Raw genomic sequence first — 19,650 nt, forward strand, 5'->3', positions numbered from 1 at the left:
GGATCGAGCGAACTCCTCGATCACTTCCGGCTGTTGACGATGTGCTCGACGGCGTCGCCGACCGTCCGGAGGCTCCCGATCATCTCGTTGGGGATGTCGACCCCGAACTTGTCCTCGGCGGCGATCGCGATCTCGATCATGCACAGGAAGTCGATCTTCAGGTCGTCGGTGAAGCTCTTCTCCACCAGCAGGTCCTCGGCGGTGATCCCGGTGATCTCATCGACGATCTCGGCCAGGCCGGCCAGAACGGATTCGGTAATCAGCACGATGCGGCCTCCTTTGAGGCGGTGCGGGGGAGTGGACGGTGGTGCGATGTTCTCGGGCCTCGGCCTCGGGCCGGCTGGGCCGAAGCCGGCCGGGACTGAAGTCGGCCGGGTCTGAAGCCGGCTAGGCCTGAAGCAGTGCCAGTGCCGAGGAGACGCGTTGCGCCGCGGCCCTGACCAGCCTGGACCGGTTGGGTATCTCCTGGCTTATCGGGCAGACATTGGCGGCGAGGGCGGCGATGACGTTGCCGTTTCGCTCCCGTACGGGCGCCGCGATGGCGATGACGCCGTCGTCGAGCTCGCCCTCGTACACCGCGAATCCCTGGTGTTTCACCTGGCGGAATTCCTTACGGAGTTCCGCCGCATCGGATGCCGTGAATTTATCACGGGAGTTCGGGTGTCCGGCGAAGAATCTTTCCTGCGTCGCCGGGTCGGCGTGCGCGAGCAGGACCATTCCGGAGGCCGTGGCGTGCAGCGGGAAGCGGTTCCCCACCGCTCGGGAGTCGGAGTAGCATTCCTGGTTGCTCCAGATGCTCTCCAGCCAGACGCCGTCGAGATCGTCCATGACGGAGAGGTTGACCATCGTCCTGGTCCTGTCGTGCAGCTGCAGCATGTGGGGCATCGCGACGTCATGGAGGGCGAAGTGCCTGGTGGCGCGGGCGGTCTGGGACCAGAGCCAGAGGCCGATGGTGCACCGGCCCTCGATGGTGCGCTCCAGCGCTCCCCACGAGATGAGCTTCGCCACCATGCGGTGCGTCGTCGCGATGGGGATGCCACATCGCCGGCTTATTTCACTCACCGTCAATTCCCGGTTCTTCGCGTCGAAGGCGCCAAGAATGCCCAGAAGTCGATCTGCGACAGATCGCTCGCCGGTCGCCGGTGAGGTGATTGCCATGGACGTGGCCCCCTTCACATTTTGTGCTGTCTGTCGTGGAGGGCACCACTCGGAGGAGTGATCGAAGTTCCCTGCGACTTCCGGCGATGCTCCCTGGGCAAAGCATCTCAGATTCAACCGTTCGAGGGGAAGGGGAATATGGTTTTCCACAAATCAAATTCACCCTGCGTACACCTACTGTCCAGTAGATCTTGGTAGGCCGCTCGAAATGCGAAGAATTTGCGTGGCACGGTGAGGGATTAATGTCGTTCGGGTGCTCACAGAGGCCCCGAGAATCGGCTCGCCCTTTCCGTCCGACGGCGTCCGAAGGCGACGGTCGGAAAGGGCGAGCCCGGTCGGCCGCAGGTCACCGGCTGGGTGCCGGCGCCTCCTCGCGACGGGGGTGCTGCGGGCGGCCCGCCGGGTCCACCGCCGGGATGCCGACGCGGAAGAAGACCAGCGGACGCTCGTCCCCGTCGGCCTGGCAGACCTCTCCGAGCGGCCCGACCGTGTCGGGGCAGTCGATGACGTGGCTCTGCGGGTGGACGTAGACCCCTTGCTGGTAGAGCCCCAGCCACAGCCGGGTGACCACTCGGCCGGCTTCGACCTCCCGGCTCGGGTCGCTTCCCCTCCCGAGCAGGACCAGGACCGTCCCGTCGCCCTTGGTCGCGCCCGAGGTGAAGACGGTCAGCAGCCGCTCCAGTCCGAAGGGCCGCAGTGCCCGGTAGACGGCCGGCGCGAAGAGCAGGTTCATCAGCGCGCTCTCCGCGCGGTTCAGCACCAGCATCACATCGTTCAGGCCGTCACTGTGGTACTTCGGGTGACGGGGGCTCAGCCGGGACCAGGCGAGCAGCTCGGCGGCGATGCCCCGGTCCTTGAAGAACCAGTGGTAGGCCCGGACGAGCAGCGGGCGGACGGCGGCGGTGGGCACCGCGGCGATTCGGAAGCCGGCCTCGCGGGCGGTCTGCTCGGCGGCGGCGATCACCTCGTCCGGTACGCGGTCCGGAGCCCATGCCCCTCGCCACACCCGGCGCCCGTTGACGTCGGCGGGCAGCAGGCTGGTCGCGTAGGGCCGTTCCGCCGGGCGGATCCGGCCCACCCGGCGCAGCCCGGCGTCGTAGTCGGGGACGAACTCCACCGGAACGCTGGCCGCTCCGGCGCCGATGAGCAGGGTCTCGATGTAGGTGCCGAGGGACAGCCGCAGATCGCGGTGGGTGGGGTCGCTCGGGCCCAGGGCGTACTCCTCGCGCCACCCCACCTCGATGTGGTCGGTCCCGTGCCGCAGCTCCCACGGTTGGGTGTTGTGGGCGTTGGCCGCGCGGGCGGCGGAGCCGATGACCCGGCTCAGCCCGGCCAGGGGGGTCGCCGCGGTCGCCCCGGTCGCCCCGGTCGTCTCGGTCGTCGCTCGGTCAAGATCGGTCATGGCCGCCTCGCCGTCAGGTAGGGCTCGTCTTGGGTCAGGTCGGTGGTGAGATCGCTCGTCAGGTCGGTGGACGTCCGAGCGGCGGCGGGAGCGTCGACCTCCGCGGACTCCTGGATGCCGAAGCGGCGGTGCAGGGCCTTGAGCGGCGCCGGGGCCCACCAGTTGTACGGGCCGACGGCCCTCATGAACGCGGGCACCAGCACCCCGCGCAGCAGGACGGCGTCGATCATGATCGCCAGGCCGGTGGCCATGCCGTACATCTTGATCAGGGAGACCCCGGAGCTCAGCATGGCGAAGAAGGAGACGGCGAGGATGGCGGCGGCCGCGGTGATCACCGGCCCGCTCGCGCCGAGCCCCTCCCGGACGGAGCCCACCAGGTCACCGGTCTTGTCGAAGCGCTCCTTGATCCGCGCGACCAGGAAGACCTCGTAGTCCATCGACAGGCCGAAGGCGATACAGAAGATCAGCACGGGCATGGAGACCGCCAGCGGTGAGGCGGTGAACCCGAGGAGGTCGGAGAGGTGCCCGTCCTGGAAGACCCAGACGGCACCGCCGAGGATCCCGAGCAGGCTGACGGCGTTGAGCGCCAGGGCCTTGAGCGGCATGGCCACGCTGCCGGTCAGCAGGAACAGGAACAGCAGGCTGAGGACGCTGATCAGCGTGATGGCCACCGGCAGCCGGTTCGCGATCGAGTGGGTGATGTCGACCAGTTGGGCCGCCTGCCCGCCGACCAGCACCTGGGTGCCCGCGGGGACCGGCACCGCGCGGACCTCCCGCGCCAGGGTGGCGCCCGCGCTGGAGTAGGACACGATGTCGGTGCGGACCTCAAGACGCGTGGCGTCTCCGCTGCGGAATCCCGCCGCCGCCTGCTCGGGGAGCGGCGAGACCTTGGCGCCGGCCCGGAAGACGCCCTCGGCGCTGACCACCTGGGTGACTCCGGCGGTCCGGGAGAGCGCGGACGCGTAGGTGTCGAGGTCGGCCGCGGAGCCGCGCCAGTTGTCGGCGACGATGTTCAGCACCCGGTCGTCGGTGAGGCCGAAGTCGGTGCGGACGGTGTCGGTCACCACCCGGCTCTCGACCTTCTCGGGCAGGACGCGCTCGTCGGGGACCCCGAACTGGCTGTGCGCGAAGGGCACGGCCATGGCGACCAGCAGGACGAGGACGGGCGTGGCGAGCAGCACCGGCCGGCGGAACGCGAGACCGGCGAGCCGGCCCCAGAAGGCCTCGGCGGGCGGGCGTACGGCGGTGGCCCGCGGGCGCCGGCCGAGCGCGTCGATCTTCTTGCCGAGCAGCTTGAGCGCGGCGGGCAGGAACACGGTGGAGCCGAGGACGGCCCAGAAGACCACCGCGATGCCCGCGATGGCGAAGGAGCGCAGGAAGTACTGGTCGAAGACCAACAAGGTGGCGAGGGCCGCGGCCACGACCCCGCCGCTGAAGAGGACGGTACGGCCGGCGGTGGCGCGCGTGACGCGCAGCGCCTCGGCGTCACTTCGTCCGGCGGCGCGTTCCTCCCGGTAGCGGGTGACGATCAGCAGGCTGTAGTCCACCGCGAGCCCGAGCCCGAGGGCCGTGATCAGGTTGACCGCGAACAGCGAGACGGAGGTCAGCTGGGCGACGACGTTGACCACGCCCAGCGACCCGATGACGGTGAGCAGTGCCAGCGCCATCGGCAGCAGCGCCGCCACGAGTCCGCGGAACACGATGACCAGGAGCAGCAGGGTGATCGGGATGGCGATCGACTCCGCGGCCGTGATGTCCTTCGTGACCTGCTTGTTCATGTCGTTGTTGATCGCGGTGATGCCGCCGAACGTCACCGACACCTTGCCGCCGGGGGCGGACAGCTTCTCCTGGAGCTGCTTCGCGGTGGCGATGCTCCGGTTCTCGTCACCGTCGATCCGGACGAGGACGAGCGCCGCGTCCTTCGCGCGCAGCGTCGCGTCCGCGCTGTCGAAGTACGAGGCGACGACCCGCGCTCCGGGGGTGTCGGAGACCGTCGTGCCGATGGTCCGGCCGGTGGCCGCCGCCTCGGGGCCGTCGACACCCCCCTCGGGTGCGCGCACCAGGACGACGAGGTTCGGCTGACTGTTGGGGAAGGACCGCTCCAGGCCCTTGGCGGCGGCGACGGAGTCGGAGCCGGGATCGTCGAAGCCGCCGGACCGGAGGTTGTCGAGCACTCCGGCGCTCGCGGCCGCTCCGACCAGTAACAGCAGCAGTGCGGCGAGCAGTGTGTACCAGGGACCGCGCCTGCTGTGGCGCTCCTGCCCCGGAGTCTTCGTTGTGGCTGCCACGGAAGTGCCCTTCGATGTGGAGTGGCTCGTTCGAGGCCTGCGTGGGCGTCCCTGAGTGGCACGCTCCGACAGGGGTGCGCGGCGGGACGCGGCAGGCGGACACGGCTGGGAGACGGTGGGTTCGCACGCTCGTGTGATCGCCAGGCTCCATCGCCGGCGCGCCCTAGAGCAGTGCTCTCAGATTCAGAGCAGTGCTCCGAGTTGACAGCAGTGTGTCAGTCGCAGGGCGGCGGAAGCAAGAGCACTGCTCTGATCATGAGTCGGCGCTCCGGATCGATGGCAGACTCGTTACTCATGAGTGTTATTCGCAATGCCGCAGCACGCGCACACGCCGAGGTCGCGATGGCGATCAAGGAGGAGGCGCGGCGTCAACTCGCCGAAGGGGGAGCGGCCAAGCTGTCGCTCCGCGCGGTCGCCCGCGAGCTCGGGATGGTCTCGTCGGCGCTCTACCGGTTCTACCCGAGCCGCGACGAGCTGCTGACGGCGCTGATCATCGACGGCTACAACGCCATCGGTCAAGCAGCCGAACAGGAGCTGGCGGCCTCGCGGGAGACGGACCCGGTGGCGCGCTGGGTCGCCGTGTGCGGGGCGGTCCGCGGCTGGGCCCTGGCGCATCCGCACGAGTACGCACTGCTCTACGGCTCGCCGGTACCGGGCTACGCGGCGCCGCCGGACACCGTCGGCCCGGCCTCCCGGGTCGCCCTCGCGCTGTTCCGCGTCGTCGAGGACGCCCACCGGGCCGGCCTGGTGGCGGTGTCGGGTTGCGACGCCGGCCTCCCGGCGCCGGTGGCGGACGAGGCCACGCAGTTCCTCTGGTCCTCCGACCTGGTGCCGGCCTCGGCCCTGCCGAGGCTGCTCGGCGTCTGGGCCCAGCTCTTCGGCCTGATCAGCTTCGACGCGTTCGGCCGCTTCGAGCGGCTCGTCGACTCCAGTGACGCGCTCTTCGACCACGCCGTCGTGGAGCTGGCCCGCCAGGCCGGCTTCCGGGTCGACCGCGCGTCGGGTGAAGGCCGATGTCAGGCGAAGGCCGAGGTCGGGCGACCGACGGCGACTGACGGGTGATCGACAGCGATTGACAGGTAACCGTCATCGAACCATTCTCACTGCGTGAGAACCCGGGTTGTCCGATCTTGCCCGCCCTGCCGAGACTTTGTGGCGATGGCGTCGGGGCACTACGAACCCATGATGCGCAGCACCTTGTCTTGACGCCAGGTTCGTTCCGCCTACGTGGGATCGAGGTTATGGCGTGGCCGGTATCGCAATTGTCGGAATGTCATGTCGCCTTCCGGGAGCCTCCGGAATCGACGAGTACTGGAAGCTTCTCGTCAGTGCCCAGCCGCAGTTCTCCGCGGTACCGGAGAACAGGTGGAACCACTCCCACTACTTCAAGGCCGGGGAGACCCGGGACCCGCACAGCACCTACACGGACCAGGTCGCGTTCATCGACGACGTCGACCAGTTCGCCCCGGCGCACTACGGCGTTCCGCCCCGGCGGGCCCGCACCATGGACCCGCAGGCGCGGCTCTTCGTCGACCTCGCCAGGGAGGCCGTCCAGGACGCCGGGTGGGAACGGGCCGGCTTCGACCGGGCGTCGACGGGCGTGTTCGCCGGCGTGACCTCGCTCGACCACCGCGACGTCAGCGTCTCCTGGGTCACGTCGAGCCTGCTCGCGGACGGCACCCTGCACGGCGGCGAGGCCGACCCCGGTCTGCTCGCCGCCCTGCGCGACGCGGCGGAGTCCTCGCTCGTGCCCATGGGCCAGTTCACCATCCCGGGGGCCCTGGCCAACATGGTGCCGGCCACGGTCAGCGAGGTCTTCGACCTCGGCGGACCGTCGATCTCGCTGGACGCCGCCTGCTCCTCGGCCCTGGTGGCCCTGGACGCCGCGGTGCGCAGCCTGCGGACCGGAGCCTGCTCGATCGCCCTCGTGGGCGGCGTCTACCTGAGCTTCACGCCCACCCCCCTGGTCGGCTTCTCGCGGGCCAGGGCGCTCTCCCAGGACGGCGTCTGCCGCCCCTTCGACGAACGCGCGGACGGCTTCGTGCTCGGCGAGGGCGGAGCGATGCTCGCGCTGCGTCCCGTGGAGGACGCCATCGCGGCCGGGGACCGCATCTACGCCGTCGTGACGGGCGTCGGATCCGCGAACGACGGCCGCGGCGGCGGCCCCATGACGCCGCAGGCCCAGGGCCAGCTCGCCGCCCTGCGCGCGGCCTACCGCGACGCGGGCACCAGCCCGGGAGCGATCGACCTGCTGGAGCTGCACGGTACCGGCACGCCCGTAGGCGACCGGACCGAGGTCGAGGCGCTCCGCCTGCTGCGGGCGGACTGCGAGGAGGTCAAGCCCTGCTACGTCTCGTCCTCGAAGGCGCTCATCGGCCACACCCTCTCGGCGGCGGGCGCGGCCGGCCTGGTGAAGGCCGCGCTCGCCGTGCACCACGGCGTCGTACCGCCGCAGCCGAGCGGGTTACGCGTCAACGAGGCGCTGCGGCTCGCCGATTCGGGGCTCCGGGTGACCACCGAACCGGAGCAGTGGCCGCACGAGGACGTCCGCCGGGCGGCGGTGAGCTCCTTCGGTTTCGGCGGCACCAACGTCCACGCCGTCCTGGAGAGCGCCCCGCCGCCCAGCTCCACCGCCCGACGGCCGGTGCGTCCGGCCGTCGACGCGGTGGCTGTCGACACGGCTGCCGACGCGGCTACTGACGGACGGCCCGCCGAGGAGCCGTGGCTCTTCCTCCTCTCCGCCGGGTCGACGGCGAAGCTGGCCGAGCACGCCGGACGGATCGCGCAGGCCGTCACCGACGACCCCGCGGCCGACCTGGCCGCCGTCGCCCGCACCCTCGCCGGCCGTGAGCTGCTCACCGCACGCCTCGCCGTGGTCGCCGCCACCCGCGCGGAACTGCTCGACAGGCTCGGCCTGGCCGCCGAGCGGCTGGCGGCAGGAGCCGTTGGCGAGCTCGCCCCGGGTGTCCACGCGGCGGCCAAGCCGCTGCCGCCCGCCGAGCGGAAGATCGCGTTCGCCTTCCCGGGCCAGGGATCCCAGCGCCCGGGCATGCTCTCCGACCTCTTCCGGCGGTTCCCCGTCCTCGCCGACCGGGCGGCCGAACTGGCCGCGCTGACCGCCGAGCAGTCCGCCGCCGTGGCCGAGACGCTGCCGGGCCTCCTGTTCGAGCAGCACCGCCGCGACGACACCGAGGCCCAGACGGCACTGACCGCGACCGAGCTGTGCCAGCCCGCCCTGGGCATCACCGGCGTGACCACCACCGAACTGCTGGCCGCCTGCGGAGTCTCCCCGGACATCGCGGTCGGGCACAGCGTCGGCGAGTTCCCCGCCGCGGCGGCGGCCGGCGCGTTCGCCGGGCCCGAAACGGTCCGCTTCATGGCCCGCCGGGGCGCCGCGCTCGCCGCGGCCGTGCCCGCCGGGACGGGCGCGATGCTCGCCGTCCAGGTGCCCCGCGCCGACGCGGAGCGGCTCGCCGCCTCCGTACCGGACGTCTGGCCCGCCTGCTACAACCACAGCGGTCAGCTGGTGTTCAGCGGCAGCGCCGAGACGGTGGAGCGGCTCCGCGCCGTGTGCGCGGAGAACGACGCCGTGACGGTGTCGCTCAAGGTCTCGCACGCCTTCCACTCGCCCCTGGTGGCCGCCGCCGACGAGGCGGTGTCCCAGGTCATCGCGGAGCTTCCGCTCAGCGCTCCGGCGCGGACCTTCGTCTCCAGCGTCAGCGGCGCGAGCTGCTCCGAGCCCGGTGAGATCCGGGAGCTGTGGGCCCGTCACAACACCAGCCCGGTCCGGTTCACCGACGCGGTCACGGCGGTGGCGGAGGCCGGCGCCCGGTTCCTCGTCCAGCTCTACGGCGGGGACACCCTGCTGCGGATGGCGAAGCGCTGCGAAGCGGGTGCGGGCCTGGAGGGGCTGGCCGTGAGCGCCGGGCGCCCGGACGCCGGCCGGGCCTTCATGACCGTGCTCGGCAGGCTCGCGGTGGCGGGAGCGCCCGTGGACCTCGCTCCGCTCTTCCCGCCCGGGACTCAGCTGCTCGCCCTGCCGTCCTCCCCGCTGGAGACCAGCTCCTTCACCGTCCTGACCGGAACCGGCCGCCCCCGGGGCGCCGACTACCGACCCACCTCGCCGCGCCCCGACACCGCCGTCCCCCCGCCGGCGCCCAGGCCGGCCGCCTCGGTCGCCCGCACGATCATTCCCGCTCCCGCGATGCCCGCCACCGCGCCAACCTCCCGGATCGGAAGCCCGAGTATGAGTGGTCTCATCGAGTTCCTGCACGCCCAGGTGACCCTGCTCCAGTCCTTCGACCCCTCCGCCCAGCCTGCGGCGTCCCCGCGACTCGCCACGGCGAACGGCACCGCGCTGAACGGCACCGCGCTGAACGGCACCACCGTGAACGGCACCGAGGCGAACGGTGCCCACCTGATCACGGAGTGGGTGCCGGAGACGGCCGCCGCCGCACCCCACGGCGTCCGTCTTCTGGCCGCCGCCCCGGCTCCCACTCCGCTCCCCGTCCAGGCCGCCGCCCCCGCCCCCGCGCTGCCGGCCGCACCGGGGCGCGCGGACGAGGTGCTGCCGCTGGTGCGCGAGGCGATCGCGGGAGTCAGCGCCTACCCGGCCGACTTCCTGCGCCCCGAGCACTCGTTCGCCACCGACCTCGGCTTCGACTCCCTCATGATCGCGGAGATGACCGCGCGGCTGCGCAAGCAGTGGCCCGGGCTGGAGGTCGAGATAACGGAGATCGTGACGATCACGACCGTCGGGGCGCTGGCCGACCTGCTCCGACAGAAGCTGGGCATCGCCCCGGAAACCAGTGAGGTCGCACCGCCCGCACCGGTGCTCGACCAGACCCCGACCGAGCCGGCCCCGGCCGTGCTGACCCGGACCGAGCCGGCCCCGGCCGTGCGCGACCACCGGGAGACCGCCGACGTCAGGGCGTTTCCCGAGATCGTCGCCTCGGTGGAGCGGTCGAAGCTCGCCGAACGCGCGGGGGTCCGCAACCCGTACTTCCTGGTCCACGACGGGGTCATCGGCGGCACCACCCACGTCGACGGCCAGGAACTGATCTCCTTCTCCAGCTACAACTACCTGGGCCTGTCCGGCCACCCCGCGGTGGCCAAGGCCATGGTCGAAGCGGTGGAGAAGTACGGCTCCTCGGTCTCCGCGGCCCGCATCCTCTCCGGCAGCCGCCCCCTGCACGAGGAGCTGGACCAGGGCATCGCGGAACTCATCGGCGCGGAGGACGCGCTGACCCTCGTCAGCGGCCACGCGACCAACGTCACCGTCATCGGCCACCTGATGGGCCCCGAGGACCTGATCGTCCACGACGCCCTCGCGCACGACAGCATCCTCCAGGGCTGCCGGCAGTCCGGAGCGGCCCGGCAGCCATTCCCGCACAACGACGTCGCCGCCCTGGACAGAATCCTCACCCAGGTCCGGGACCGCTACCGCCGGGTGCTGATCGTCGTCGAGGGCGTGTACAGCATGGACGGCGACACCGCCGACCTGCCCGCCCTGATCGCGGTGAAGCAGAAGCACTCCGCCCTGCTCATGGTCGACGAGGCGCACAGCATCGGCGTCATGGGGAAGACCGGCGGCGGCATGGCCGAACACTCCGGCGTGACCCCCGCGGACGTGGACATCTGGATGGGCACGCTGTCGAAGTCCCTGGCCAGCTGCGGCGGTTACGTGGCGGGCCGGCACGAGCTGATCCAGCACTTCCGCTACACCCTGCCCGGGTTCGTCTTCAGCGCGGGCCTGCCCCCGGCGAGCACGGCCGCGGCCCTGGCCGCGCTGCGCCTGATCCGCGCGGAGCCCGAGCGGGTCACCCGGCTGCACGACCGCTCGGCGCTGTTCCTGCGCCTCGCGGCCAAGGCGGGGATCGAGGTCGGCACCAGCGACGGAACGCCGATCGTGCCGTGCATCACCGGTGACTCCCACAAGGCGCTGCTGCTGGCCGACCGGCTCTACTCGCGAGGCATCAGCGCCAACCCGATCCTGCATCCGGCGGTCGAGGAGCGGCTGGCCCGGCTGCGCTTCTTCATCACCTCCGAGCACACCGAGGAGCAGATCGAGACCACCGTCGCGGTGCTGGCCGAGGAGCTGTCCCGGCTGAGCTGACTGCGCTGACGGACCGCGGTCGGTGAGGTCGATCGCGAGAGCCGGTGCCTGGGAAACCAGGTACCGGCTCTTCCTCTTGTCACACCGGCCCTCCGCGGCGGCCGACCGCGTCATTCGAACTTAACGTCGAAGCCCGACCGGAAACACGGATTTCACTGGAATCGTCACCGTTCTTCAAACGCCGCCTTTTGGCTACTTTCGGCGTGACGCCGCGGAACGTCCGAATGCCCGTCGCGTTACACCGTGCCACTGCACCGCCATGGCCGCGGTCTCCTAATCTCGACCCCCAACGGGGAACCCGCTCTTCCAGAGGAGAATGCCGATGAGCCGTGTGGTCCGCGCAGCCCTGGTCCAGACGAAATGGACCGGCGACAAGGAGTCGATGATCGACCTGCACGAGCGGTACGCCCGCGAGGCGGCCGCGCAGGGCGCCCAGGTGATCGGCTTTCAGGAGGTCTTCAACGCCCCGTACTTCTGCCAGGTGCAGGAGGAGGAGCACTACGCCTGGGCCGAGGCCGTCCCGGACGGTCCGACCGTGACCCGGATGCGGGACCTCGCCCGGGAACTGAACATGGTCATCGTGGTGCCGGTGTACGAGGTCGAGCAGCCCGGCGTGTACTACAACACCGCCGCCGTGATCGACGCCGACGGCAGCTACCTCGGCAAATACCGCAAGCACCACATTCCGCAGGTCAAGGGCTTCTGGGAGAAGTACTACTTCAAGCCGGGAAACCTGGGCTGGCCGGTTTTCGACACGGCCGTCGGAAAGGTCGGGGTCTACATCTGCTACGACCGGCACTTCCCGGAGGGCTGGCGGGCGCTGGGCCTCGCCGGCGCCGAGATCGTCTACAACCCCTCGGCCACCAGCCGGGGCCTCTCGGCGTACCTGTGGCAGCTGGAGCAGCCCGCCGCCGCCGTCGCCAACGAGTACTTCGTCGCCGCGATCAACCGGGTCGGGGTGGAGGAGTACGGCGACAACGACTTCTACGGCACCAGTTACTTCGTGGACCCGCGCGGGCAGTTCGTCGGCGAGGTGGCCTCCGACAAGGAGGAGGAGCTGGTCGTGCGCGACCTCGACCTCGGCCTGATCGAGGAGGTGCGCCACCAGTGGGCCTTCTACCGGGACCGCCGCCCCGACGCCTACGGCTCCCTCGCCGAAGCCTGACCCTTGATCGGGCCCACGCCGAAGCCTGACCGGGGGCCCGGGCAAGACCGCAGAGACGTCCTGACGGAAGAACGGAAGGAACAACACGAATGACTCGTACGGTGATCCGGGGCGGCCTGGTGATCACGGCGGCCGAGGAGATGGCGGCCGACGTCCTGATCGAGGACGAGCGGGTGGTCGCCCTCGCCGCCGGCGGCAGCCGGACGGCCGAGGACTGGACGGCGGACCGCGTGATCGACGCGACCGGGAAGTACGTGATCCCGGGCGGGGTGGACGCGCACACGCACATGGAGCTGCCCTTCGGCGGCACCGCCGCCTCGGACACCTTCGAGACCGGTACCCGGGCCGCGGCCTGGGGCGGGACGACCACGATCGTGGACTTCGCGGTGCAGTCCGTCGGCCGCTCCCTGCGGGAGGGCCTGGACGCCTGGCACGCCAAGGCCGAGGGCAACTGCGCCGTCGACTACGCCTTCCACATGATCATGTCGGACGTCACCGAGCACAGCCTCAAGGAGATGGACCTCCTGGTGGACGAGGGCGTGACCTCGTTCAAGCTGTTCATGGCCTACCCCGGCGTCTTCTACAGCGACGACGGCAAGATCCTGCGGGCGATGCAGCAGGGCGGGGACAACGGCGGCCTGGTGATGATGCACGCGGAGAACGGCATCGCCATCGACGTCCTGGTGGAGCAGGCGCTGGCCAGCGGGCGCACCGACCCGCGGTACCACGGCGAGGTGCGGCACGAGCTGCTGGAGGCCGAGGCGACGCACCGCGCGATCCGGCTGGCCGAGGTGGCCGGTTCGCCGCTGTACGTGGTCCACGTCTCGGCCGCCTCGGCGGTGGCGGAGCTGGCGGCCGCGCGGGACCGGGGGCTGAACGTCTTCGGCGAGACCTGTCCGCAGTACCTGTTCCTGTCCACCGACAACCTCGCCGAACCGGGCTTCGAGGGCGCCAAGTACGTGTGCTCGACGCCGCTGCGGCCCCAGGAGCACCAGGCCGCGCTCTGGCGCGGGCTCCGGACCAACGACCTCCAGGTGGTCTCGACGGACCACTGCCCGTTCTGCTTCTCCGGGCAGAAGGAGCTGGGCCGCGGGGACTTCTCCAAGATCCCGAACGGGCTGCCCGGCGTGGAGAACCGGATGGACCTGCTGCACCAGGCGGTGGTGGACGGGCGCATCACGCGGCGGCGCTGGGTGGAGATCGCGTCGGCCACCCCGGCCCGGATGTTCGGCCTGTACCCGCGCAAGGGGACGATCGCGCCGGGCGCGGACGCCGACATCGTGGTCTACGACCCGAACGCGACGCAGACGCTGTCGGCGGCCACCCACCACATGAACGTCGACTACTCGGCCTACGAGGGCCTGCGGGTGCGCGGCAAGGCGTCGACGGTGCTGTCGCGGGGAACCGTGATCATCGACGACGACACCTATCTGGGCCGCCCCGGGCACGGCCGGTACCAGACCCGCGACACCTGCCAGTACCTCATCTGACCCGCCCTCGCCCACCCCCTGGCCCACCCCCCTGGCCCGCCCCCAACTTCCCACTCTCGCACTACCGGAGGATTCCCGTGGACATCGGCCTCGTCCTGCAGACCGACCCGCCCGCCTCGCTGCTGATCGAGCGGATGAAGCGCGCCGAGGCGGCCGGCTTCACCCACGGCTGGACCTTCGACTCGGTCGTGCTCTGGCAGGAGCCCTTCGTCGTCTACAGCCGCATCCTGGCCGAGACCGAGCGCATGGTCGTCGGCCCGATGGTCACCAACCCCTCGACCCGCACCTGGGAGGTGACGGCGTCGCTGTTCGCGACGCTCAACGACATGTACGGCAACCGGACGGTGTGCGGGATCGGCCGCGGCGACTCCGCGATGCGCGTGGCCGGGCGCAAGCCCGCCACCCTCGGCCGCCTCAGCGAGGCCATGCACGCGATCAAGGAGCTGGCGGAGGGCCGGGAGACCCTCGTCGACGGGACCGCGATGCGGATCCCGTGGGTCAAGGAGGGCGCCTCGCTGCCCGTGTGGATGGGCGCGTACGGACCCAAGGCGCTGGACCTGACCGGACGCCAGGCGGACGGCTTCATCCTGCAGCTGGCCGACCCCTACCTGACCCGGTGGATGGTCAAGGCCGTCCGCGACGCGGCCGCCGCGGCGGGACGCGACCCGGACGACGTGAAGATCTGCGTGGCGGCCCCGGCGTACGTGACCGAGGACGACTCGCCGCAGGCGCTGGCGCACGCGCGGGAGCAGTGCCGCTGGTTCGGCGGCATGGTCGGCAACCACGTCGCCGACCTGGTCGGCCAGTACGGCGAGAGCTCCGGCCTGGTCCCCGAGGCGCTGACCGCCTACATCAAGGAGCGCCAGGGGTACGACTACCGCCACCACGGCCGCTCCGGGAACCCGGACACCGCGTTCGTCCCCGACGAGATCGTGGACCGGTTCTGTGTGATCGGTCCGCCCGAGGCCCAGGTCGAGAAGCTGCGGCAGCTGCGCGACCTGGGCGTGGACCAGTTCGCGGTCTACGCCATGCACGACGCCGTGGAGTCGACCATCGACGCCTACGGCACCGACGTCATCCCCGCGCTGGGCTGACCACCGCTCCACTCGTTCGTCCGGCAGCCCACCGCCGTGCCCGCCGGCCCCTGCCCCGTCCCCACGCGAGACCCCGCGAACCGAGGTGGCCGTCCATGTCCACTGTCACTCCCCTCCCCACGGCGGCGCAGACCGCCCACCCCGACGGACGAGTCGAACTCGCCGCCGGGGTCGACCTCACCGACCCGCGCTTCACCAACGAGGACCTCGTACCGGTCCCGGTCGGGCGCAGACGCTGGACCACGTACAACTTCCTGGCGCTCTGGGTCGGGATGGCCCACAACATCCCCTCCTGGACCCTCGCCTCGGGCCTGGTGGCGCTCGGCATGGACTGGAAGCAGGCGGTGCTGACCATCGCCCTGGCCAACGTCGTCGTGCTGGCCCCGATGCTGCTCACCGGCCACGCCGGCACCAAGTACGGCATCCCCTTCCCGGTCTTCGCCCGCGCCTCCTTCGGCCTGCGCGGCGCCAACCTCCCCGCGCTGATCCGCGCCGCCGTCGCCTGCGCCTGGTTCGGGATCCAGAGCTGGATCGGCGGCGAGGGCATCTTCCTGCTCGCCGGCAAGCTCTTCGGCGACGGCTGGCAGACCGCCTCGGAGATCGGCGGCTTCCCCTGGACGCAGTGGCTCTCCTTCCTGCTCTTCTGCGCGCTGGAGATCGCCATCATCGTCCGCGGCATGGAGACGCTGCGCCGGTTCGAGAACTGGGCCGCGCCCTTCGTCATCGTCGGCGCGCTGGCCCTGCTCGCCTGGATCGCGGTCAAGGCCGGCGGCTTCGGCCCGCTGCTCGACCAGCCCTCCAAGCTGGGCTGGGGCAGCGGCTTCTGGAAGATCTTCTTCCCCTCGCTGATGGGCATGATCGGCTTCTGGTCGACGCTGTCGCTCAACATCCCCGACTTCACCCGCTTCGGCGGCAGCCAGAAGGCCCAGATCCGCGGCCAGGCGCTCGGCCTGCCCACCACGATGACCCTCTTCGCCCTGCTCTCGGTCCTGGTCACCTCCGGCTCCCAGGCCGTCTACGGCACGCCGATCTGGGACCCGATCGCGCTCGCCGCCAAGATGGACAGCGTGCCGGGCACCCTCTTCGCGCTGCTGGTGGTGCTGGTCGCGACCCTGTCGGTGAACATCGCCGCCAACGTGGTCAGCCCCGCGTACGACCTCTCCAACCTGCTGCCGAAGATCATCAGCTTCCGGACCGGCGCGCTGATCGCCTGCGTGGTCGGCATCGTGATCTTCCCCTGGAAGCTCGTCGCCGACCCGCACATCTACATCTTCACCTGGCTCGGCGTGGTCGGCGGCCTGCTCGGCACCGTCGGCGGCATCCTCATCGCCGACTACTGGATCATCCGCCGCACCCACCTGGAGCTGGCCGAGCTCTACACCCCCGGCGGCCGCTACTGGTACGCCTCGGGCTGGAACTGGCGGGCGGTGGCGGCCTTCGCCCTCGGCGGACTGCTGGCCGTCGGCGGCTCCTACGGCGGGCCCTTCCCGACCGACGGCCTGATCCCGTTCCTCCAGCCGCTCGCCGACTACGGCTGGGCCGTCGGCGTGGCCTCCTCGCTGCTGCTCTACGTCGCCTTCACCCGGCTGGCCCCGCCCACGGAGCGGGTCGCACCGATCGCGGCCGGTGCGGCTACCGCCGATCCGGCTACGGCCGACGTCTGAGGCCAGTCACTGAGAGGCCGCCCGGTCCATCGTCACCAGGCGGCCTCCGGGCCCACCGCCTGCTGCGCCTCGTGGGCCAGCAGCGCGACATAGAGCGAGGTCAGCTGCTCCCAGTCGTCCAGGTCCACGTCCAGCAGCGCCTGGATGCTCTCCAGCCGCCGGTACAGCGCGGGCCGGCTGACGTGGTGCACCTGGGCGGCCAGCGACTTGTTGCGGCCGCTCTTCAGATACGTCCGCAGGACGGCCAGCAGCGGCGCGTTCTCCAGCAGCGGCCCGAGCTCCCGTTCGATGAACGCCTGCAGCTCCGGCTCGTCCCGCAGCAGCCGGACCAGCCCGCGCAGCCGTACGTCGCGCAGCCGCGCCACCGCGGTGGCCGCCGGTCCGGCGAGCGCGGCGTCCGCGACGTGCACCGCCTCGACGAAGGACCGGCGCACCTCGTCGAGCACCGTGCACCCGAAGCCCGCCCCGACCACGGCCCGGCGGCCCCGGGCCGCCAGCCGCTCGTGGGTCAGCACCGCGACGCGCTCCAGCGCCGCGTCGGCGTCCTGGTCGTGCGGGACGCTCAGCAGGACGGCCGTGCCGTCCGCGCCGATGCTCCCCACCAGGCCCGCCACCGCCTCCTCGGCGAGGATCCGGTCGAGCAGCTGCGGCAGGCCCTCCTTGTCGGCCGCCTTGTCGCTCCTGTCGCCCTTGTCGCCCGCCCGCCCGGCCGGCTCGCGGACCACCACGGGGACGAAGGTGCGCCGGTTCACCGGCAGTCCGGCGGCCCGGACCCGGGTGAGCAGGTGCTCCGGCCGGGCCGCGCCCGCGGCCAGGTCGCTGAGCAGCGACTCCGCCGCGTGCTCCTCCCAGCCCCGGTCACGGTCGCCGAGCAGCCGGTTCATGGCCAGCGCCTCGGCGGCGCGCTGCCCCAGCATCCGGCCGGACTCCTCGGAGCCCGGGTGGCCGAACAGGACCAGCTGCCCCCAGCGCTGGCCGCGGGCCTCCAGCGCCGCCACGATCCAGCCGTCCGGACCGACCGTCACCGGGTCGTTCCGCACCAGCTCGGCGACCTGCCGGGAGACCCGGTCCCAGTCGCGCATCAGCTCGCTCAGCGAGTTCCGGTCGCCCGCGGTGGCCAGCACCCGGTGCGCCAGGTTGGCCACGACCGCCGGGCAGCCCGCGAAGGCGGCGATCTCGTCGAGCAACTGCTGCAGCGGGGCGCCGGAGAGGTTGAGCGTGGTGAGCGAGGAGCGGATCCGGTCGGAGAGGTTGAGCGCGGCGAACCTGCCGTGCACCAGCCGGGCGTGCACCTCCTCGGTGAGCCGGGAGAACGGCGCCGGACGGTGCAGCACGATCAGCGGCACCCCGCACCGCTCCGCCGCCCGCCGCATCGCCGCCGGCGTGGTCCGGAAGGCCCGGCCAAGCCCCAGCAGCACGGCCGCGACGTCGGCGCGCTGCATCGACTCGACATAGGCGACCTGGGCCTGCTCGTCGCCGGCGAGCAGCAGACCGGTGGTGAGCACCATCTCACCACCGGTCAGCATCACCCCCACGTCGGCCGCCTCGGCCACGTGCAGCCAGCGCACCGGCCGGTCCAGGTGCGCCGCACCGGCCACCACCTCGGGGCCCCAGGTCGCCATCAGGTCCAGCCCCAGCACATCACGCACGGTGAGCCGCCCGGCCGGGCCCCGGGCGTCCGGCCCGGGATATGTCTCGTCGCTCACGCGGACCGACCTTGCTGAGTGTGCTGGGGCCGGACCCGGTACTCGCACCGGGCCCCGGCACTTTCGATTCCGCGGAGTCTACGCCCCACCCCCGCCGTCACCCCGGTCGAAGCGGAAACGGACCGCGGCCACGGTCACCGCACAGCCCGCGGTAGAGCGGCGGCATGCTGCGGAAAGGCCTTTGATACGCAGTCCCGCGGACCGGGTCCCGCGGTGAGCGCGTCGATCGCACGCTGCCGTCCGTACCGGCGATCCTGCTGCGGCGGGACACCGCCAAGGACCCCGAACCGCTGGTGCTGCGACACAAGAACACGGTGCTGCGCCGTCAGCCGAGGGCCCAGAGCGTGGAGCGCCAGGTGAATACCACCCGCGAGGTCTGGAAGGTGGTTGCCATGGTCGAGTCCTAGCATTCGCTGACCAGACGAGGAACCTCCGTTGATCATGTTGGACGTTCGCTCGGCCACCGCTGAGATTGCACGCATCAAGGCAACTCGGCGCACCGTCTGTGCGGTCCCTGCTTCTGGCCGCCGCAGGGCGGTTGGCCAGAAGCAGGGACGACGACGGACCGGTGGGTACTACTGCGCTACTGACGGATTGCCGGCTTCGACTTCGTTCCCGGTTACCGCCCCGTCCGTCGGCGGAACTTCGGCAGCGAGTGGTAGGAGGTACTGCTCGGCCAGCTTCGCGAGGTGGAGCGGTAGCGGCCGGGAGAGCGGGTGGTACTCGTCGTGGAAGCGCAACTGGTGCACGGCGGCGGCGAGCAGCGAGGGTCGGTCCGTAGGTCGGTCGGTCCGGCGGGCCTGCTCCAGAGCCCGTTCAGAGAGACAGCCGAGCACGGTGAGTTCGAGCGCCTGCGGATTCCAGGCGGTGGCAGCGGGGGCGTGCGGCCAGCGCGTGGTCGGGACGAGCTTCCGCAGGTCCGTACGGACCGTTCCGGCGGTCGGCGGCTTCCCGACCGTGCTGGTGAAGACCCGGTTGTCCGGGGCGGCGCCCTGCGGGGCCCACAGTCCGATGGACACCCCCGGTGTGTCGTCCTGCTGGGCTCCTGGGGCGTACCACTCGGCGGTCTCCTCACGGCTGTTGGCGTCCCGGACCAGTATCACGCGCAGGTCGGCGCCGAACAGGGAGAGCCGGGTGGGTCGTTCTCCGTGGAAGACCAGGCTGTCCTTGATCAGCTGGCCATTGCTCAGGCCGGGCCAGACACTCCGCAGGTTGCCGCTGTTGGCGAGCAACAGGGTGGGACGGTCCCGGACCTGGTACAGCAGTGACCTGATCTGCCGTTCGACCTCGTAACGGGTTTCCTCTGCTGTTGTGCCGGACCGCACCGATTCCTCCTGGTCAACCGGAGCGACGCCGGCGGCGGCGATGGTGAGCAGCAGTTGGGCGTACGGGACCCAGCTCTTCTTGGCCTCGTCCCAGCCCTGGACCGGGTGTACCGGGTCGCGCGGGCGGATCCGGAGTGCGACGAGGTGACGACCGGCCTGCCGGGTGGGCCCGCCGGCCCGATGGCGGACGTGCCAGAGCGCCAGGTACTGCATGTCGTCGATCAGGGTCTCGTCGAGCTGCTG

Annotated in this window: 12 protein-coding genes; 6 read left to right on the plus strand and 6 right to left on the minus strand. The window is 71.3% G+C overall.

The genetic code is table 11. The features are described 5' to 3' along the window. Nucleotides 1–20: 20 nt before the first annotated feature. The 4 genes from ACFP3U_RS19970 to ACFP3U_RS19985 form a co-directional block, all read right to left on the minus strand. A complete protein-coding gene (locus tag ACFP3U_RS19970) occupies nt 21–266 on the minus strand; it encodes an acyl carrier protein (RefSeq protein WP_380226937.1) in 246 nt (81 codons plus the stop codon). A 121-nt stretch (nt 267–387) separates the two neighbouring features. Then, nucleotides 388–1,158, minus strand: coding sequence for an IclR family transcriptional regulator (locus tag ACFP3U_RS19975; protein ID WP_380226938.1), 771 nt, complete (start codon nt 1,156–1,158; stop codon nt 388–390). A gap of 346 nt (nt 1,159–1,504) precedes the next feature. Next, the gene (locus tag ACFP3U_RS19980; RefSeq protein WP_380226939.1) at nt 1,505–2,560 is read right to left on the minus strand and encodes a nitroreductase family protein; all 1,056 of its coding nucleotides are present in this window, start codon (nt 2,558–2,560) and stop codon (nt 1,505–1,507) included. Next, nucleotides 2,557–4,848 carry an MMPL family transporter gene (locus ACFP3U_RS19985; protein ID WP_380226940.1) on the minus strand — a complete coding sequence of 764 codons (2,292 nt, stop codon included), beginning with the start codon at nt 4,846–4,848 and terminating at the stop codon, nt 2,557–2,559. The genes ACFP3U_RS19980 and ACFP3U_RS19985 overlap by 4 nt, the downstream gene beginning before the upstream one ends. Before the next feature lie 294 nt (nt 4,849–5,142). On the opposite strand from ACFP3U_RS19985, the gene ACFP3U_RS19990 reads away from it, so the two are divergent. The 6 genes from ACFP3U_RS19990 to ACFP3U_RS20015 all read left to right on the plus strand — a co-directional run bounded on the left by ACFP3U_RS19990 (nt 5,143) and on the right by ACFP3U_RS20015 (nt 16,376). After that, on the plus strand, nt 5,143–5,910 hold the full coding sequence (locus ACFP3U_RS19990) for a TetR/AcrR family transcriptional regulator (protein WP_380226941.1): 768 nt from the start codon (nt 5,143–5,145) through the stop codon (nt 5,908–5,910). A gap of 184 nt (nt 5,911–6,094) precedes the next feature. Further along, entirely contained in the window at nt 6,095–10,963 is a 4,869-nt protein-coding gene (locus ACFP3U_RS19995) for an aminotransferase class I/II-fold pyridoxal phosphate-dependent enzyme (RefSeq protein ID WP_380226942.1), read from the plus strand. Nucleotides 10,964–11,285: 322 nt separating this feature from the next. Next, nucleotides 11,286–12,128, plus strand: coding sequence for a nitrilase-related carbon-nitrogen hydrolase (locus ACFP3U_RS20000; protein WP_380226943.1), 843 nt, complete (start codon nt 11,286–11,288; stop codon nt 12,126–12,128). A gap of 89 nt (nt 12,129–12,217) precedes the next feature. Then, nucleotides 12,218–13,618: a dihydropyrimidinase gene (gene hydA / locus ACFP3U_RS20005; protein WP_380226944.1), complete on the plus strand. Its 1,401-nt coding sequence runs from the start codon at nt 12,218–12,220 to the stop codon at nt 13,616–13,618. 77 nt (nt 13,619–13,695) lie between these two features. Beyond that, nucleotides 13,696–14,712 (plus strand): TIGR03842 family LLM class F420-dependent oxidoreductase, encoded by a 1,017-nt coding sequence (locus ACFP3U_RS20010; protein WP_380226945.1) that lies wholly within the window; start codon nt 13,696–13,698, stop codon nt 14,710–14,712. A gap of 95 nt (nt 14,713–14,807) precedes the next feature. Further along, nucleotides 14,808–16,376 (plus strand): NCS1 family nucleobase:cation symporter-1, encoded by a 1,569-nt coding sequence (locus tag ACFP3U_RS20015; protein WP_380226946.1) that lies wholly within the window; start codon nt 14,808–14,810, stop codon nt 16,374–16,376. A 32-nt stretch (nt 16,377–16,408) separates the two neighbouring features. Here the strand turns inward: ACFP3U_RS20015 and ACFP3U_RS20020 are convergent, their stop codons facing one another. Beyond that, nucleotides 16,409–17,998 (minus strand): PucR family transcriptional regulator, encoded by a 1,590-nt coding sequence (locus tag ACFP3U_RS20020; RefSeq protein WP_380226972.1) that lies wholly within the window; start codon nt 17,996–17,998, stop codon nt 16,409–16,411. A 659-nt stretch (nt 17,999–18,657) separates the two neighbouring features. After that, on the minus strand, nt 18,658–19,620 hold the full coding sequence (locus ACFP3U_RS20025; RefSeq protein WP_380226973.1) for an RNAseH domain-containing protein: 963 nt from the start codon (nt 19,618–19,620) through the stop codon (nt 18,658–18,660). Nucleotides 19,621–19,650 lie beyond the last annotated feature (30 nt).

Origin of the sequence: Kitasatospora misakiensis (genome assembly GCF_042656005.1) — a bacterium.
Lineage (GTDB): Bacteria > Actinomycetota > Actinomycetes > Streptomycetales > Streptomycetaceae > Kitasatospora > Kitasatospora misakiensis.

Bases quoted from the DNA above. Each gene is read 5' to 3' on its own strand.
- ACFP3U_RS20015 (WP_380226946.1), top strand. From the start codon at position 14,808: ATGTCCACTGTCACTCCCCTCCCCACGGCGGCGCAGACCGCCCACCCC.
- ACFP3U_RS20025 (WP_380226973.1), bottom strand. From the start codon at position 19,620: ATGCAGTACCTGGCGCTCTGGCACGTCCGCCATCGGGCCGGCGGGCCC.
- ACFP3U_RS20000 (WP_380226943.1), top strand. From the start codon at position 11,286: ATGAGCCGTGTGGTCCGCGCAGCCCTGGTCCAGACGAAATGGACCGGC.
- ACFP3U_RS19975 (WP_380226938.1), bottom strand. From the start codon at position 1,158: ATGGCAATCACCTCACCGGCGACCGGCGAGCGATCTGTCGCAGATCGA.
- hydA (WP_380226944.1), top strand. From the start codon at position 12,218: ATGACTCGTACGGTGATCCGGGGCGGCCTGGTGATCACGGCGGCCGAG.
- ACFP3U_RS19980 (WP_380226939.1), bottom strand. From the start codon at position 2,560: ATGACCGATCTTGACCGAGCGACGACCGAGACGACCGGGGCGACCGGG.
- ACFP3U_RS20020 (WP_380226972.1), bottom strand. From the start codon at position 17,998: ATGGCGACCTGGGGCCCCGAGGTGGTGGCCGGTGCGGCGCACCTGGAC.
- ACFP3U_RS19990 (WP_380226941.1), top strand. From the start codon at position 5,143: ATGAGTGTTATTCGCAATGCCGCAGCACGCGCACACGCCGAGGTCGCG.